The 14,213-nt window shown below is 69.0% G+C and carries 15 protein-coding genes, 1 pseudogene and 1 riboswitch; of the genes and pseudogenes, 9 read left to right on the forward strand and 7 right to left on the reverse strand.

All coding sequences use genetic code 11. The features are described 5' to 3' along the window. Nucleotides 1-63 precede the first annotated feature (63 nt). On the forward strand, nucleotides 64-885 hold the full coding sequence (locus tag ACH4VO_RS13250; RefSeq protein ID WP_360994376.1) for a hypothetical protein: 822 nt from the start codon (nucleotides 64-66) through the stop codon (nucleotides 883-885). 209 nt (nucleotides 886-1,094) lie between these two features. Here ACH4VO_RS13250 and ACH4VO_RS13255 read toward each other — a convergent pair whose 3' ends face one another. Both ACH4VO_RS13255 and thiC read right to left on the reverse strand, forming a co-directional pair. After that, nucleotides 1,095-1,451, reverse strand: a complete 357-nt coding sequence (locus ACH4VO_RS13255) for a DUF805 domain-containing protein (RefSeq protein ID WP_360994379.1) — start codon at nucleotides 1,449-1,451, stop codon at nucleotides 1,095-1,097. Nucleotides 1,452-1,836: 385 nt separating this feature from the next. Beyond that, the gene (thiC, locus tag ACH4VO_RS13260) at nucleotides 1,837-3,630 is read right to left on the reverse strand and encodes a phosphomethylpyrimidine synthase ThiC (RefSeq protein WP_360994381.1); all 1,794 of its coding nucleotides are present in this window, start codon (nucleotides 3,628-3,630) and stop codon (nucleotides 1,837-1,839) included. Beyond that, nucleotides 3,623-3,756: riboswitch (TPP riboswitch) on the reverse strand. (Overlaps the previous gene by 8 nt.) A 71-nt stretch (nucleotides 3,757-3,827) precedes the next feature. On the opposite strand from thiC, the gene ACH4VO_RS13265 reads away from it, so the two are divergent. Next, the gene (locus ACH4VO_RS13265) at nucleotides 3,828-5,183 is read left to right on the forward strand and encodes a YibE/F family protein (RefSeq protein ID WP_360994383.1); all 1,356 of its coding nucleotides are present in this window, start codon (nucleotides 3,828-3,830) and stop codon (nucleotides 5,181-5,183) included. 72 nt (nucleotides 5,184-5,255) lie between these two features. Here the strand turns inward: ACH4VO_RS13265 and ACH4VO_RS13270 are convergent, their stop codons facing one another. From ACH4VO_RS13270 to ACH4VO_RS13285, 4 genes are all read right to left on the reverse strand, one after another. Beyond that, entirely contained in the window at nucleotides 5,256-5,693 is a 438-nt protein-coding gene (locus ACH4VO_RS13270; protein ID WP_069171588.1) for an SsgA family sporulation/cell division regulator, read from the reverse strand. Nucleotides 5,694-5,794: 101 nt separating this feature from the next. Next, a complete protein-coding gene (locus ACH4VO_RS13275) occupies nucleotides 5,795-6,565 on the reverse strand; it encodes a helix-turn-helix domain-containing protein (RefSeq protein WP_360994386.1) in 771 nt (256 codons plus the stop codon). A 318-nt stretch (nucleotides 6,566-6,883) separates the two neighbouring features. Continuing rightward, the gene (locus ACH4VO_RS13280) at nucleotides 6,884-7,093 is read right to left on the reverse strand and encodes a DUF5326 family protein (RefSeq protein WP_069172110.1); all 210 of its coding nucleotides are present in this window, start codon (nucleotides 7,091-7,093) and stop codon (nucleotides 6,884-6,886) included. Nucleotides 7,094-7,219: 126 nt separating this feature from the next. After that, nucleotides 7,220-7,537, reverse strand: coding sequence for a cupin domain-containing protein (locus ACH4VO_RS13285; protein ID WP_360994389.1), 318 nt, complete (start codon nucleotides 7,535-7,537; stop codon nucleotides 7,220-7,222). A gap of 76 nt (nucleotides 7,538-7,613) precedes the next feature. On the opposite strand from ACH4VO_RS13285, the gene ACH4VO_RS13290 reads away from it, so the two are divergent. The 4 genes and pseudogenes from ACH4VO_RS13290 to ACH4VO_RS13305 all read left to right on the forward strand — a co-directional run bounded on the left by ACH4VO_RS13290 (nucleotide 7,614) and on the right by ACH4VO_RS13305 (nucleotide 10,375). Continuing rightward, nucleotides 7,614-7,991 (forward strand): phage holin family protein, encoded by a 378-nt coding sequence (locus ACH4VO_RS13290; RefSeq protein WP_360994391.1) that lies wholly within the window; start codon nucleotides 7,614-7,616, stop codon nucleotides 7,989-7,991. Nucleotides 7,992-8,056: 65 nt separating this feature from the next. Continuing rightward, complete coding sequence (locus ACH4VO_RS13295) at nucleotides 8,057-9,181, forward strand: cystathionine gamma-lyase (protein ID WP_360994393.1); 1,125 nt, start codon at nucleotides 8,057-8,059, stop codon at nucleotides 9,179-9,181. A gap of 294 nt (nucleotides 9,182-9,475) precedes the next feature. Further along, nucleotides 9,476-9,623, forward strand: a pseudogene (locus ACH4VO_RS13300) (LysR family transcriptional regulator); the annotation flags it as partial. Nucleotides 9,624-9,895: 272 nt separating this feature from the next. Next, nucleotides 9,896-10,375 carry an NUDIX hydrolase gene (locus ACH4VO_RS13305; RefSeq protein ID WP_360994396.1) on the forward strand — a complete coding sequence of 160 codons (480 nt, stop codon included), beginning with the start codon at nucleotides 9,896-9,898 and terminating at the stop codon, nucleotides 10,373-10,375. 264 nt (nucleotides 10,376-10,639) lie between these two features. Here ACH4VO_RS13305 and ACH4VO_RS13310 read toward each other — a convergent pair whose 3' ends face one another. Then, on the reverse strand, nucleotides 10,640-11,851 hold the full coding sequence (locus ACH4VO_RS13310) for an MFS transporter (RefSeq protein ID WP_360994399.1): 1,212 nt from the start codon (nucleotides 11,849-11,851) through the stop codon (nucleotides 10,640-10,642). Nucleotides 11,852-11,997: 146 nt separating this feature from the next. On the opposite strand from ACH4VO_RS13310, the gene ACH4VO_RS13315 reads away from it, so the two are divergent. From ACH4VO_RS13315 to ACH4VO_RS13325, 3 genes are read left to right on the forward strand one after another with little or no spacing between them, the layout of a single operon-like run. Further along, nucleotides 11,998-12,456, forward strand: a complete 459-nt coding sequence (locus ACH4VO_RS13315; protein WP_360994401.1) for a MarR family transcriptional regulator — start codon at nucleotides 11,998-12,000, stop codon at nucleotides 12,454-12,456. A gap of 27 nt (nucleotides 12,457-12,483) precedes the next feature. After that, nucleotides 12,484-12,936, forward strand: a complete 453-nt coding sequence (locus ACH4VO_RS13320; protein WP_360994404.1) for a GNAT family N-acetyltransferase — start codon at nucleotides 12,484-12,486, stop codon at nucleotides 12,934-12,936. 44 nt (nucleotides 12,937-12,980) lie between these two features. Then, on the forward strand, nucleotides 12,981-14,144 hold the full coding sequence (locus tag ACH4VO_RS13325) for a winged helix DNA-binding domain-containing protein (protein WP_360994407.1): 1,164 nt from the start codon (nucleotides 12,981-12,983) through the stop codon (nucleotides 14,142-14,144). Nucleotides 14,145-14,213 lie beyond the last annotated feature (69 nt).

The raw sequence follows: 14,213 nt of genomic DNA on the forward strand, positions 1-14,213 counted from the left end.
TCCTCCGTTCCGCCCGGTCGCCCGGCCCCACGCGGTCGATCAGGCCCTACGGAGCATCGGGGGATGCACATGAACAGCGCTCCGCACCTGCTGGCCGAGGACCGCCCCGAGTACGAGCGGATCCTGGCCGACGCCCTGCGCCATGCCCGCGAACGCCCCGAGCTGGACGGCGTCGGGGACCGGCTGAACGCGGAACAACTACGGACGAGGGCGCTCGACGCGACCGCGTTCATCACGTCCGCGGCGACCACGGAGTACGAGCACTACGTGAAGGCCCGCGCCGAGCTCCGTGCCTCGGCGGCCGGAGCGTCGGAGGACGCTCCCGGGACGGCCGACGCCGAAGCGGACCGTACGGGCGCCGGGACAGTGGCCGTGATCACCGCGCTGGCCCCCGTGCTCGCCGGAACGGCGGCCCTCATATTCCTGCTGATCGGCTACGGCCTGAAGGCCGTGAACCCCTCACTGGCCTTCGCCACCACGATGGTCACCGCCGGATGGTTCTTCGCGTCGGTCACCGCCGCGGCCATACTGATCGCCGCGACAGGGCTCCTCGTCACCGCCCTGCGCAACGGTGCCACGGCACTGCCGGCGGTCGACGAGGGGGACGGACTGCCCGAGGAGGTCGCGCGCGCCCGGGAGGCCTGGCGTCACGCCCTGCTGGAGCGCGGCATCCTGCCCTTCCTGCGGGACTCCCTGGCCGACCCGACGGCGGGTCCCGCCGCCCGGATCCCGCACCCGTCCGCCGACCGCATCCCGAAGATCGGCTACAGCCGGCCCGCTTTCTCCGGCCCGCAGGACGGCCCGTCCGCCGGACCGCGGCCCACCTTCACCAGCCCTGACTTCACCGGACCTGGCTTCGGCGGCCCCGAGCACCAGCCGGAGTGATCCGCGGCGTCCGCGGTGCGGGCCGTCGTATCCCGTGTCCCTTCCCGGGCCGCCGGATCCCCTGCCCCTTCCCGGGCCGTGGGATTCCCTGTCCCGTCCCAGCACCTCGCGCCCGGCTCCCGGCTCCCGGCATGGCAGAGGCCGGGACGGTTCGCTGCCGTCCCGGCCTCTGCCTCACTGCGCGGCGAAGCCCCTGCCGGGGCACGCCATCAGATCCCCTGCGGAGCCAGCTTCGGGTCGGCGCCGTACTCGTTCGGCCCCCGTACACCCTCGAGGCACATGAAGACGAGCAGGATGATGCCGCCCACCAGGGGCACGAACGTGATCAGGAACCACCAGCCGGAGCGGCCGGTGTCGTGCAGCCGGCGGAAGACGACGGCCAGCGTCGGGATCAGCACCGCGGCCAGGTAGATCATGTACGGGATCTGGGTGTCGATGGCTGCGCCGATGGCCAGCAGCACCAGGGCCACGAGGAAGTTGAAGAGTACGAACATCCAGTACTCCTTGCGGCGCGCACGCCCGCTGAAGCCCGCGTAGTTCTTGAGTACGGCCAGGTACCAGTTCACTGTGCTTCCCTCCCCAGGCGCCCCCCGTCGGGGCGCACACATTTTCGGCCAAGCACAGCGGAACATAAAGCACAGATAAGTGTGCGTCAACTGCCTTTGACTCGTTACGGGAACGTACATCTACCTGCTGCAATACCGTGTCCATACCGTCGCCGAACTGCCGCTGTGGCGCTCGCCGGAGAGTTCTTCCCGGCCGAAGCCGGCCGGGCCGGGTCGCTCCCCACCTATCCGGACGGGACAGCCGGACGGGAGGTAACTGCGGCGGAGCTGCCCGAGGCCGATGACGGCCCCGGGCAGCTCCGCCGGAGACGAACACGCCCGCCGGTCGAACACCGGCCGACGTCCCCCCCAGTTCGATCCGCGCCCGCTCCGGTCCGTGCCCGGTTCAGTCAGCGATCGGGAGGTAGACCCTGTTCCCCGCTGCCGCGAACTCCCTGGACTTCTCGGCCATGCCCGCCTCGATCTCGTCCTGAGCGGTGCCGTGTGCACGGCGGATGTCGTGCGAGATCTTCATCGAGCAGAACTTCGGGCCGCACATCGAGCAGAAGTGGGCCGTCTTGGCCGGCTCGGCGGGCAGCGTCTCGTCGTGGAACTCCCTTGCCGTGTCCGGATCGAGCGCCAGGTTGAACTGGTCCTCCCACCGGAACTCGAAACGGGCGTCCGACAGCGCGTCGTCCCACTCCTGAGCCCCCGGATGCCCCTTGGCCAGATCGGCCGCGTGCGCGGCGATCTTGTACGTGATGACGCCGGTCTTCACGTCATCCCGGTTCGGCAGCCCCAGGTGCTCCTTGGGGGTGACGTAACAGAGCATCGCCGTCCCCCACCAGGCGATCATCGCCGCTCCGATGCCCGACGTGATGTGGTCGTACGCGGGTGCCACGTCGGTGGTCAGCGGACCCAGCGTGTAGAACGGCGCCTCCTCGCAGATCTCCTGCTGGAGGTCGATGTTCTCCTTGATCTTGTGCATCGGGACGTGGCCCGGGCCTTCGATCATCGTCTGGACACCGAAGCGCTTGGCCACGGAGTTGAGTTCACCGAGGGTGCGGAGTTCGGCGAACTGCGCCTCGTCGTTGGCATCGGCGATGGAGCCCGGCCGGAGCCCGTCCCCCAGCGAGTACGTGACGTCAAAGGCCGCGAGAATCTCGCAGAGCTCCTCGAAGTGCTCGTAGAGGAACGACTCCTTGTGGTGTGCGAGACACCACGCCGCCATGATGGAGCCCCCGCGGGAGACGATGCCGGTCTTGCGGCGGGCCGTCAGCGGGACGTACGGCAGCCGGACTCCGGCGTGCACCGTCATGTAGTCGACGCCCTGCTCGGCCTGCTCGATGACGGTGTCCTTGTAGATCTCCCACGTCAGCTCCTCGGCCCTGCCGTCCACCTTCTCCAGGGCCTGGTACAGGGGCACGGTCCCGATCGGCACGGGGGAGTTGCGCAGGACCCATTCGCGGGTGGTGTGGATGTTGCGGCCGGTGGAGAGGTCCATGACGGTGTCCGCGCCCCACTTGGTGGCCCAGGTCATCTTGTCCACCTCCTCCTCGATGGAGGAGGTGACGGCGGAGTTGCCGATGTTGGCGTTGACCTTCACCAGGAACCGCTTGCCGATGATCATCGGCTCGATCTCGGGGTGGTTGACGTTGGCCGGCAGAACGGCCCGGCCCGCCGCGATCTCCTCGCGCACCACCTCGGGGGCGACGTTCTCCCGGATCGCGACGTACTCCATCTCCGGGGTGATGTCGCCCCGGCGGGCGTACGCGAGCTGGGTGACCGGCCGGCCGTCCCGGCCGCGTCGCGGCCGGCGGGAGCGGCCGGGGAAGACCGCGTCGAGGTTGCGCAGTCCGCCCCGGGGCGAGGTGTGCCTGACCCCGTCGTCCTCGGGACGCGTGGGGCGGCCCGCGTACTCCTCGGTGTCCCCGCGGGCCGCGATCCAGTTCTCCCGCAGGGGCGCGAGCCCCCGTCGGACATCGGTTTCGGTGGTGGGGTCCGTGTACGGCCCCGACGTGTCGTACAGCGTCACGTCCTTGCCGTTGGTGAGGTGCACCTGACGGACAGGCACCCGGAGGTCCGGGCGCGAGCCCTGGAGGTACCCCTTGTGCCAGCCGATGGACTTCCCGGCCTCGGTGTTCTGCGCGTTCTGCGCGTTCTGCGCCGAGGCAGGCGTGCGTGCGTCCGCTGTGGTCATGAGACCTACTCCCTACGCCGGCATTACCCGGTAACAGGTTCGTCGGTCGGCGCAGCGTGTCCCGTAAGGAAATACGGAGGTCAGCGCCCTCTCAGCCCGGTGCTCCGAGCTCCCGCGTGTGCAAAGGTGGCTCCACGCTAGCCCTCCTCCTGGCGTGCTGGCCAGAGGGCCTCCCCGGTTCTTGGGATGATCGCCGGGTGACGTTCCCCGGAAACGCCCCCGAATCCCCTGACCACACAGCAGGCAGCAGCCAGTCCCATGCGCACGGCCACACGCACAGCCACGGGCCCGCGGCACCCGTGTCCACGCATCTGCGCAAGGTCATCGCCGCGGTTCTCATCCCCTTCGCAACGGCCGTCCTGGTCGGTCTCGTCGCGCTCTGGCCCGGCGGTGCTCCCGCGCACGAGCGCACGGGCGTCGGTTTCGACCGGCAGACCCAGGACGGCAGGGTGGTGCGGGTCGACAAGGTGGACTGCGCGGAGGTGAACGCCGCTCAGGTGCCCCCGACCGGGGACACGTCCACGCCTTCGGGACGCGAGGCGGTCGCCGAACAGTCGGGGCTGTGCAAGAAGGCCACGGTCGAAGTGACGAACGGCAAGGACAAGGGCCGCACGTTCGTCGAGGTCATCCAGCCCGACGCCCCCCGGCAACTGCGCGAAGGCCAGGGGGTGGTCGTGGCGTACGCTCCCGACGCTCCCCGCGATCTGCAGTACTCGGTGACGGACGTCGACCGTTCGTTCCCGATGGCCCTGCTGGCCGGGATCTTCGCGCTCGCGGTGGTCGTCGTGGGCAGGCTGCGCGGGCTGATGGCCCTGATCGCGCTGGCGATTTCGTTCGCCGTGCTGACGCTGTTCATCCTGCCGGCGATCCTGCAGGGCTCGAACCCGCTGGTCGTCGCCGTGATCGGGGCCAGCGCGATCATGCTGATCGCCCTCTACACCTGCCATGGACTGACGGCTCGCACCTCCGTGGCCGTCATCGGCACGCTCATCTCGCTGCTGCTGATCGGGCTGCTGGGCTCCCTCTTCATCGGCTGGGCGAGCCTGACCGGCAACACCGATGACAACACGGGGCTCATCCACGGGCTGTACCCGAAGATCGACATGAGTGGTCTGCTGCTGGCCGGTGTGATCATCGGCTCACTGGGTGTGCTCGACGACGTGACGGTCACCCAGACCTCGGCGGTCTGGGAACTGCGCCGGGCGGATCCGACCATGGGCGTGCGGCAGCTGTACCGCGCGGGCATCAGGATCGGGCGCGACCACATCGCGTCGGTGGTCAACACGCTCGTACTGGCCTACGCGGGCGCGGCGCTGCCCCTTCTCCTGCTCTTCTCCATCGCCCAGAGCAGCGTGGGGGCGGTCGCCAACAGCGAACTGGTCGCCGAGGAGATCGTCCGGACCCTCGTCGGATCGATCGGCCTGGTCGCCTCGGTGCCGGTGACGACGGTACTCGCGGCCCTGGTGGTCTCCGCGGACCGCACGGGGCTCGGCGCGGAAGCCGGAGCTCCTGCACCCGTACGGACCGGGAAGGGGCGGCGCCGTAGGGCCTGACCGGAAGCGCCGGGTCACCGCCCCGCGTCCTCGTGCTCCGCGGTCGTGCGGCGTCCGGGCGTCCTTCCCTGGTCAGCCGGCGTTCTGCTCCTTGGCGAGGATGCGGCCCAGCGCCTCCTCCAGATTGCCGTCGAAATCACCCAGCGTGTGCTCCTGTCCCAATGGCACCAGCTTGTCCGTACGGTCGAGGAACGCCACAAGAGGTGCGGTGCCGGCGCGGAAGAGAGCGCGGTCCGCGCCGACCTGAAGACGGATATGGACGTCCGAGAGGCCCTCCGGCTCGGTGGGAGCGATGTGCACATCACCGTCGCCGCTCGGGCTGTTGAGGCCGTCGAGCAACAGCTCGCGGCCGAACGCCCAGGTGACGGGGGCGTCGCCGGGCAGGTGGAAGGTCATCCGGATCGCGTACGGATCACCCACCTCGTACCGGAGCTCCACCGGGATACGGAATGAAAGTTCCTCGGAGACGAGGAAGCTCATCATGACCTCTGCTTGAACCGACTCGCGCATCGTTCAACCCCGCAGTAGATGAATCTGGCCAGGAATGATCCCCCATGGCCCTATTGACGCCATCGTGGTGCACGCGATAGCGGATCACAAGGAGTGATTTTTCAGATACTGATAGAGAACACGAACGAGCGCAAGAGAGTGGTTACTTCGCAGCGTAGTTGTTCGATCGCAGCGAGCAACCGTTCCTCTTGTTCCAGAGGAAGAGAAACAGCCATCGCCGCCACGGCTGACCCGACGGTGATCGGAATGGCGGCGCAGACCGTCCCCAGTGCGTATTCCTGTCGCTCGATGACGGGTTCCGTCCGGTTCATGGCTCCCAGCCGGTCGAGGAGCGCTCGTCGGTCCCGTACGGAGCAGCGGGTGAGCTGCCGGACCGGGTGCCGGTCCAGGTGGTCCTCGAGCGCCCGCTCGTCGAGCTGACCCAGCAGGCACTGGCCGAGGGCATGGGCGTGGCCGGTCTCCGTGAACGCGGCCCACTCGCGCACGGCCGGGAACGCTGGAGTGTCGGCCACCGCGACCAGATCGATCTCGCCGTCGCGGTACAGGGCGCAGTACACAGGGGCCCGGATGACGTCCGCCCACCGTGCGAGCGATTCGACGATCACGCCCGGCCGCGGGGTGGCCGGGCCGCCTCCGAGACGCTCAGCAGCGGCGCCGAACAGGAAGACGCCGTTCTCCCTGCGCAGATAGCCCTCATATGTCAGCGTGCGCAGGAGATGGTAGGCGGTGGGAAGGGGCAGCCCCGCCTCACGCGCGAGCTGCTTCGCCGGCGCCCCGTCCCGATGGGCGCCCACAGCCTCCAGCAGTCTCAACGCCCGCTGAACCGAACCGATCAACGTCGGGACAGCGGTGGTACTCGATGCCGTGGTCATAGGTCACCCCCGGACATGGTGACGGGCACTCAGCCCTCCCGCGGGGGCCGCCCCCACGGGCCCGCCGCGAGCCTGGGTCCGGGAGACCGGACGGTCGCACAAACCACTGAGCAGGATGGTGACGGTCTGTCATATCCCAGCTGCGGCAGCGTTGTGCAACTGTATCGGCACGCTCCGCCACCGACGGAGGTTTGCGGCGTACTTAGCTCAGCTGGGCTAATCACCGAGCCGGCCGACGGATGAGCCGCACCTTCCGGGCGGCCCGCCGTCCCCGACCCCCCGGCCGCCGCCTCGCACTCCGGCCGGCGTCCGCCCGCCCTACCAGTCGCTGCGCGAGGAGGAGGCCATGAACTTGCGTACGACGAAGATCAGACCGCCGACCAGGACGACGAAGACGAGCGCCTTGAACAGCAGGCCGATGACGAACCCGACCACACTGGCGATCAGACCGCCGAAGACCACGATCGCGATGAGAGGCACCGCGACCCACTTCACCCACCAGGGCATCCCCGCGAAAAGCTCCCGCATCGCCATCGTCCTCACCTCGTGTCCGTCAGTTCCTGCTCCGATGCTAGAGGCGCGGAAGTGCCTCCCGGGGGGCCGGGAGCCCTTGAAGTCCCCTGAACGATCCCCTAGGGAGACCCGGGGTACGGCTCAGCTCTCCGGCGGAGAGAAGACGACCATCACCCTGAGGTCCTCGGTGATGTGGTGGAACTTGTGGGCGGTTCCCGCGGGTACGTACACGACGCTTCCCCGGCCCACCTGGGTGGTCTCCAGCCCGACGGTGATCGAGGCCCGGCCGCTGACGACGAGGTAGACCTCGTCCTGCTTGTGCGGTTGCTGGGGGTCGAGCTCACCGGCATCCAGCGCGTAGAGCCCGACGGACATGTTGCGCTCCCGGACGAACTGCAGATAAGCGCCGTCGTTGGCCGCGCGTTCCGCCTCGAGCTCGTCCAGTCTGAATGCCCTCATCGTCCGTCCGCCCCTCGCGCCGTTCTCGTCCTTCAGTCGGTGTCGACCACCGATCGTGTCTGCCACGATCAGACACATGAAGAATTTCGTAGTCAAGACGATCGCCAACGCGGGTGCATTGGCCGTAGCCATCTGGCTGCTCCAGGACGTGACGCTGACCGGTGACGACACGGGCCGCAAGATATTCACGCTGATCGTGGTGGCGCTGCTGTTCGGCCTGGTCAACTTCGTGGTCAAGCCCGTGGTGAAGCTGCTCACCCTCCCGTTGTTCATCCTGACGCTCGGGCTGATCACCCTGGTCGTCAACGCCCTGATGCTGATGCTGACCTCATGGCTGGCCGGCGTCCTCGACCTGAACTTCCATGTCGACGGTTTCTGGACCGCGGTGCTGGGCGGGCTGATCATCTCGGTCGTGTCCTGGGCCCTCAACGTGGTGCTCCCCGACGAGGACTGATCCTTCCCCTCCTGGCACAGTGCAGAGCGGACCGGTGACCACCGGGGAGAGACGAGGAAACAGCAATGAGCACCACTGGCGACGGGACACGGGCCGTACGGGCGGGGCTGCCCGAACCGGAGCAGTACGGACCCACGCTGCCCGGTCCGGTTTTCGCCGCACACTTCCATCTGTCCGGCGAACCCGTGGGCCCGTACACCTACGGCCGTGAGACCAACCCGACGTGGACCCATCTGGAACGGGCCATCGGTGAGCTGGAGGCACCGGGGGAGGAGGTCGAGACGACGGTCTTCGCCTCCGGGATGGCAGCCGTCTCGGCGGTGCTGCTGTCCCAGGCACGCGTCGGCGACATCGTGGTCCTGCCCGCCGACGGCTACCAGGCACTGCCCCTGGTCAGGGAGCAACTGGAGGCGTACGGGGTCGAGGTACGCACCGCGCCGACCGGTGGGGACGCCCAGCTGAAGGCCCTCGACGGCGCCAAGCTGCTGTGGATCGAGACCCCGTCCAACCCCGGGCTCGATGTCTGTGACGTGCGCAGGCTCGTCGCCGCCGCGCATGCGGCTGGTGCACTGGTCGCCGTCGACAACACGCTGGCCACCCCTCTCGGTCAGCGCCCTCTGGAGCTGGGCGCTGACTTCTCGGTGGCCAGCGACACCAAGGGGATGACCGGCCACGGTGACATCCTGCTCGGCCATGTGACCTGCCGGGACCCACGGCTCTCGGCCGGCGTACGGCGCTGGCGCAAGGTGGTCGGCGCGATCCCCGGTCCCATGGAGGCCTGGCTCGCTCACCGCTCCCTGTCCACGCTCCAGCTGAGGATCGACCGGCAGTGCACCACCGCGCTCGCGCTCGCGGAGGCGCTCTCCGAGCGCACCGAGGTGACGGGGCTTCGCTACCCGGGTCTGCCGGGCGACCCTTCGCACCGGATCGCCGTGCGGCAGATGCGGCGCTTCGGTTCCGTGGTCTCCTTCGTGCTGGCGGACAAGGAGACCGCCGAGCGCTTCCTGGCGGGGCTTCGGCTGGTCGACGACGCGACGAGCTTCGGCGGCGTTCGCTCCACGGCCGAACGCCGGGCCCGATGGGGAGGCGACGCTGTTCCGGAAGGTTTCGTCCGCTTCTCGGTCGGCGCCGAGGACCCCGCCGACCTGCTGGCGGACGTGGCACACGCCTTGGACGAAGCGGTGCGCTGAACAGCCGGAGAAACGGTGCGCTGAGCGCGGCCGGCGGGCGGCGCCGGTCGGCGGGCGGCCCGGGCGGGACCGGCCCGTGACGGAATGGGCGTCCCTGTCGATCAGCCGGTCCTGCTGCGGACGGGAGGTCCGAGTGCCCCTCGCGAGTCGGGCCTCCCCGGTTCTCCGCGTCGACGACCCCTGTCAAGAAACGCTGTGCGTGAGCGTGTACTCGCACGAGCGACTGCCACCTTCGACATATTCGTGGTTGCGGGTGCGCAGGCGACGCGAGGTGGGGCGAACCCATGGACCTGCTTGCTGCGCACGTTCGTCACGGTCCACGAGGCCGGACCTTCACGAGGGCAGCCACCGTGCTCGGGCTTCCCGGTCGGCCGTCACCTCACAGATCCGCACACTGGAGCGGCACCTCGGACGCCCGTCCCTCCTCCCCAAGGCCCGGGGCAGGCACGCCCACCGGGAGAGCGCGGTGGGGCGCGCCGGTCTCGCCGCCCTGCCCGGCATCTCTGCCGGCACGCCTCGGAGCGCGATGAGCTCATGGCCGTGCTCGGCCTTCGGATGCCACCGCTACGGACGTGCTCTTTCGTCGCGGGAGGACCGTCACCCTCGTCCTGCACAATCGCGCGGGCGAACGAGTGGCTGGTGCGTACTGCCGTCGCCTGGTGACCGTGGGCCCGGATGCGTTTCAAGCCGGGTTTCCTGGGCCACTCTCTTGCCATGACCGAACGCCCTGTGGTCAAGCGCACCGCACGCGCCGTCCTGCTCGACGGCGACGACCTGATCCTCATCAAGCGCACCAAGCCCGGGGTCGACCCCTACTGGGTCACGCCAGGTGGCGGGGTCGAGCCGGAGGACGCCACCGTCATCGACGCTCTGCACCGCGAGGTCGACGAGGAGCTCGGAGCCAAGATCGTCGACGTTGTACCGTGCTTCGTGGATACCGTCGAACACATCGAGCGTGATGGCATCACAGGCGTGAAGGTCCAGCACTTCTTCGTCTGCCGCCTGGAGTCGATGGACCCCTCACGCCGCCACGGCCCCGAGGTCGACCAGCCGTGCGGGGAGTACGAGATCGTGCGCGTGCCCTTCAGCAGGGTCGGGATCGCGGCCGTGCATCTGGTGCCGCTGTCCCTGCGCCACTACCTCGACGGCAACATCGAGGGCGTCCGGGCGCTGCAAGCACCTGACCTGCGCTGAGACCGGCCTCCCCCACTCGCCTTGGGCCCAGGCCGTCCGTCCGGGGATTCGCTCGTACACCGAGGCCAGTACGTGCGGACAGCGCTGGCCGTCGGCCGACCGGTGCCGTGCTGCTGGGCACCATGATTCCCTGACACCGCGTGTTTCACGTGAAACCAATGACGCGGCCGTGGCTACCAAGGCCGGTGGCCAACTGGCGGACGGCTGCACGCCCACCGCGTTCCCCGCGCGGCAGTCACCGTCGGGGGGCCGGGCCTGCATGGGTCAGCTCTGCCCGGGAGCGGCCGGAACCGGCTCGGGGCTGCGCTCGGCGACCACCCGGCTGCGCGTTCCCGTACGGCGCTCCAGGGCGCCGGAGACGAAAGCGAGGACAAGGGCCGCGGCAGCGAGAGCGGCACCCACCCAGTTGGGAGCGGTGTAGCCGAAGCCGGCCGCGATGACGACGCCTCCGAGCCAGGCCGAGAGCGCGTTACCGAGATTGAAGGCACCGATGTTGACGGCCGACGCAAGGGTGGGAGCACCCGCCGCCTGGTCCAGGACGCGCTTCTGCAGCGGGGGGACCGTCGCGAAGCCCAGGCCTCCGATGAGGAAGATCGTGACCGCAGCGGCGAACTTGTCGTGAGCGGTGAGAGTGAACAGGGCCAGGACGACGGCGAGGGCTCCGAGCGATACGTACAGCATTGGCATCAGACGGCGGTCGGCGAACATGCCACCGATCAGGTTGCCGCCGACCATACCCAGCCCGAAGAGGACCAACAGCCACGTGACGGAGGACGGTGCGTAGCCGGCGGTGTCGGTCATCATGGGGGTGATGTAGGTGACGGCCGCGAAAACCCCGCCGAAGCCCAGCACTGTCATCGCCATGGCGAGCAGCACCTGGACGTTGCGGAACGCTGCCAGCTCGGGCCGGATGCGTACACCCTCGGGCTTCGGCTGCTCGGGGACGAGCTTCGCCACCCCGACCAGGCCCAGGACGCCCAGCCCCGCGACCACGAGGAAGGTGACCCTCCAGCCGGCGCTCTGGCCGACGAAGGTGCCGAGCGGGACGCCGACGACGTTGGCCACGGTGAGTCCGGTGAACATCATGGCGATGGCACCGGCCTTCTTCTCCGGAGCCACCAGGTCCGCCGCCACGACCGACCCGATGCCGAAGAAGGCGCCGTGGGCCAGCGAGGCGATCACCCGTCCGGCGAGCATCACCCCGAAGACGGGGGCGAGCGCGGACACCACGTTGCCCACGATGAACAGCCCCATGAGAAGCATCAGCATGTGCTTGCGGGTGAACCGGGTGCCCAGCAACGTCATCAGCGGTGCGCCGAGGACCACGCCGAGGGCATAACCCGTGACCAGAAACCCTGCGGTCGGGATCGACACCTGGAAGTCTGCCGCGACATCGGGAAGCAACCCCATGATCACGAACTCGGTGGTTCCGATACCGAATGCCCCGATGGCGAGGGCGAGGAGCGCGAGCGGCATGGGTGACACCTTCCTTGAAAGTTGCGCCTGCGTTTTACAAGCGTAAACAATAATTGCAAACGCTTATTAATTGCAAGCGCGGGCTATTGCGTTCTTGCCCTATCCTGGGAGTGCAAGGAGTTCCCGCGCGTTCGGAGGAGAGACACATGACCGCGACTGACCCCGCGCTGACCGCCCTCTCCCAGAGCTGGTGCGCCCTCTCCCTGCTCCACGGAAAGATCGAGGCCCGCATCGAGCGGGCGCTGCAGTCGCACCACGGCCTCAGCGTGCGCGAGTACTCGCTGCTCGACGTGTTGAGCCGCCAGCACAGCGGGACGGGCGGGCACCTCCAGATGAAGCAGGTGGCCGACGCGGTGGTTCTCAGCCAGAGCGCCACCACCCGGCTGGTCACCCGGCTTGAGGACCGCGGTCTGCTCACCCGCTATCTGTGCGACACGGACCGGCGGGGCATCTACACCGATGTCACCGAAGCCGGCCTCGCCCTGCTCGACGCCGCCAGACCGACCAACGACACCGCCCTGCGCGCTGCCCTGGACGAAGCGGCACAGAATCCGGAGCTGGCCCCGCTCGTACGGACGGTCGAGGCGCTCAACGTCCCCGCTTGACCGTGCGGGTTGCGTAGTCTGCCGATCATGAGCGATCTCGAGATACGTCCTGCCTCACTCCACGACATCCCGGCCATCGTGGCCATGCTCGCCGACGATCCCCTAGGTGCTCGGCGCGAGTCGCCGGACGACCTCACGCCGTACCACGCGGCCTTCCGCCGGCTCGCCGACGACCCCCACCAGCACCTGGTCGTCGCCGTGCGCGAGAAGCGGGTCGTGGGCACCTTGCAGCTCACCGTCGTACCAGGGCTCTCCCGCCGCGGATCGACCCGCTCCATCGTCGAAGCCGTCCGCATTCACGCCGACGAACGGGGCAGTGGCCTCGGCACCCAGCTGATCCAGTGGGCAGTGGACGAATCCCGGCGCCAGGGGTGCCAGTTGGTCCAGCTGACGTCCGACGCCTCCCGTACCGACGCCCACCGCTTCTACGAGCGGCTCGGATTCACCGCGAGTCACGTGGGCTTCAAACTCACCCTCTGAGTCCCAGCAGCGCGCCGACCGGATCCGGAGAACGAGAGGGCAGCATGCATCGCATCGACGACGAACAGCGCCGTACCAGGCTCGGTAGACGGCATCTGCTGGCCCCGTCGGTGCGTACCGCCTCCGTCGTGACGGTGGCGGACGCACTCGTGGCCCTGCATGCCACCGACGCCGCCACGCTCCACCTCTCCGCATGTGCCAGGCTGTCGCGGCCCCAGGTGGACGCGGTGGAACGCGCCCTGTACGAGGACGTCTCGCTCGTACGGCTCCTCTCGATGCGGAACACCTTGTTCACCGTGTCCAGGGACCTGGCGCCGTTCGTCGACGCGGCGAACGCGCGGGCGGTGGCGGCGAAGGAGCGCCGTGCCCTCCTCAAGCGCCTGCGGGACGACGGCAACGGCCTCGACGAGCACTGGCTCGCCGAGGTCGAACAGGCCACCGTCACCGAGCTGACCGCCCGTGGTCAGGCGACGGGAAGCGAGCTGTCCGCAGCGGTCCCCGCGCTGCGTACGAAGATCACGGTCTTCCCCGGTACCAAGCAGGAGACGGTGCAGGGCGTCGCCTCCAGGGTCATCCGCCTGCTGGCCGCCGACGGCCGCATCCGACGCGACCGGCCGCGCGGTTCCTGGACCTCCAGCCAGTTCCGCTGGACGGCCGCCGAGGCGTGGGCGGCTTCAGGGACGGCCGAGGCACAGGCAGAACTGACACGGCGCTGGCTCCGCTCATACGGCCCCGCCACCGAGGCCGACCTGAAGTGGTGGACCGGATGGAGCCTCCGAGAGACGCGAAAGGCCCTGGCTGTCTCAGGCGGGCAGGAAGTACTGCTCGACAACGGGGCCACCGGCTGGGTCGCCCCCTGCGACCTGGCCCCCGAACCGCCCCTGGGACCCTGGGCCGCTCTGCTCCCCAGCCTCGATCCGAGCGCCATGGGCTGGGCGGACCGCGGCTTCCACCTGCCTTCGGCCCACCGGGCCGCGCTCTTCGATCGCGCCGGAAACATCGGACCCACAGTGTGGTGGAACGGCACCGTCGTGGGCGGCTGGGCGCAGCGCCCGGACGGCGAGATCGTGTGGCGGCTCCTGTCCGACGTGGGGCGGGACGCCTCGCACCTCATCGAAGCCGAGGCGTCGCGGCTCTCCTCATGGGTGGGTGAGGCCCGGGTCACCCCTCGCTTCCGTACCCCTCTGGAACGCGAACTGACGTCCTGAGCAGTGCCGACCGGCCGGGTTGCACATGAACGCTGCTGTTTCACGTGAAACAGCGGCGTTGCCGTCCGA

The sequence above is a fragment of the Streptomyces sp. NPDC020780 genome (genome assembly GCF_044334475.1).
In the GTDB taxonomy this organism is placed as follows: domain Bacteria; phylum Actinomycetota; class Actinomycetes; order Streptomycetales; family Streptomycetaceae; genus Streptomyces.

What these genes read in the sequence shown, in the direction of transcription:
- ACH4VO_RS13285 (WP_360994389.1), bottom strand. Translation starts at nt 7,537, where the DNA reads ATGAGGGCATTCAGACTGGACGAGCTCGAGGCGGAACGCGCGGCCAAC.
- ACH4VO_RS13310 (WP_360994399.1), bottom strand. Translation starts at nt 11,851, where the DNA reads ATGCCGCTCGCGCTCCTCGCCCTCGCCATCGGGGCATTCGGTATCGGA.
- ACH4VO_RS13325 (WP_360994407.1), top strand. Translation starts at nt 12,981, where the DNA reads ATGCATCGCATCGACGACGAACAGCGCCGTACCAGGCTCGGTAGACGG.
- ACH4VO_RS13275 (WP_360994386.1), bottom strand. Translation starts at nt 6,565, where the DNA reads ATGACCACGGCATCGAGTACCACCGCTGTCCCGACGTTGATCGGTTCG.
- ACH4VO_RS13270 (WP_069171588.1), bottom strand. Translation starts at nt 5,693, where the DNA reads ATGCGCGAGTCGGTTCAAGCAGAGGTCATGATGAGCTTCCTCGTCTCC.
- ACH4VO_RS13290 (WP_360994391.1), top strand. Translation starts at nt 7,614, where the DNA reads ATGAAGAATTTCGTAGTCAAGACGATCGCCAACGCGGGTGCATTGGCC.
- ACH4VO_RS13295 (WP_360994393.1), top strand. Translation starts at nt 8,057, where the DNA reads ATGAGCACCACTGGCGACGGGACACGGGCCGTACGGGCGGGGCTGCCC.
- ACH4VO_RS13315 (WP_360994401.1), top strand. Translation starts at nt 11,998, where the DNA reads ATGACCGCGACTGACCCCGCGCTGACCGCCCTCTCCCAGAGCTGGTGC.
- thiC (WP_360994381.1), bottom strand. Translation starts at nt 3,630, where the DNA reads ATGACCACAGCGGACGCACGCACGCCTGCCTCGGCGCAGAACGCGCAG.
- ACH4VO_RS13280 (WP_069172110.1), bottom strand. Translation starts at nt 7,093, where the DNA reads ATGCGGGAGCTTTTCGCGGGGATGCCCTGGTGGGTGAAGTGGGTCGCG.
- ACH4VO_RS13305 (WP_360994396.1), top strand. Translation starts at nt 9,896, where the DNA reads ATGACCGAACGCCCTGTGGTCAAGCGCACCGCACGCGCCGTCCTGCTC.
- ACH4VO_RS13250 (WP_360994376.1), top strand. Translation starts at nt 64, where the DNA reads ATGCACATGAACAGCGCTCCGCACCTGCTGGCCGAGGACCGCCCCGAG.
- ACH4VO_RS13320 (WP_360994404.1), top strand. Translation starts at nt 12,484, where the DNA reads ATGAGCGATCTCGAGATACGTCCTGCCTCACTCCACGACATCCCGGCC.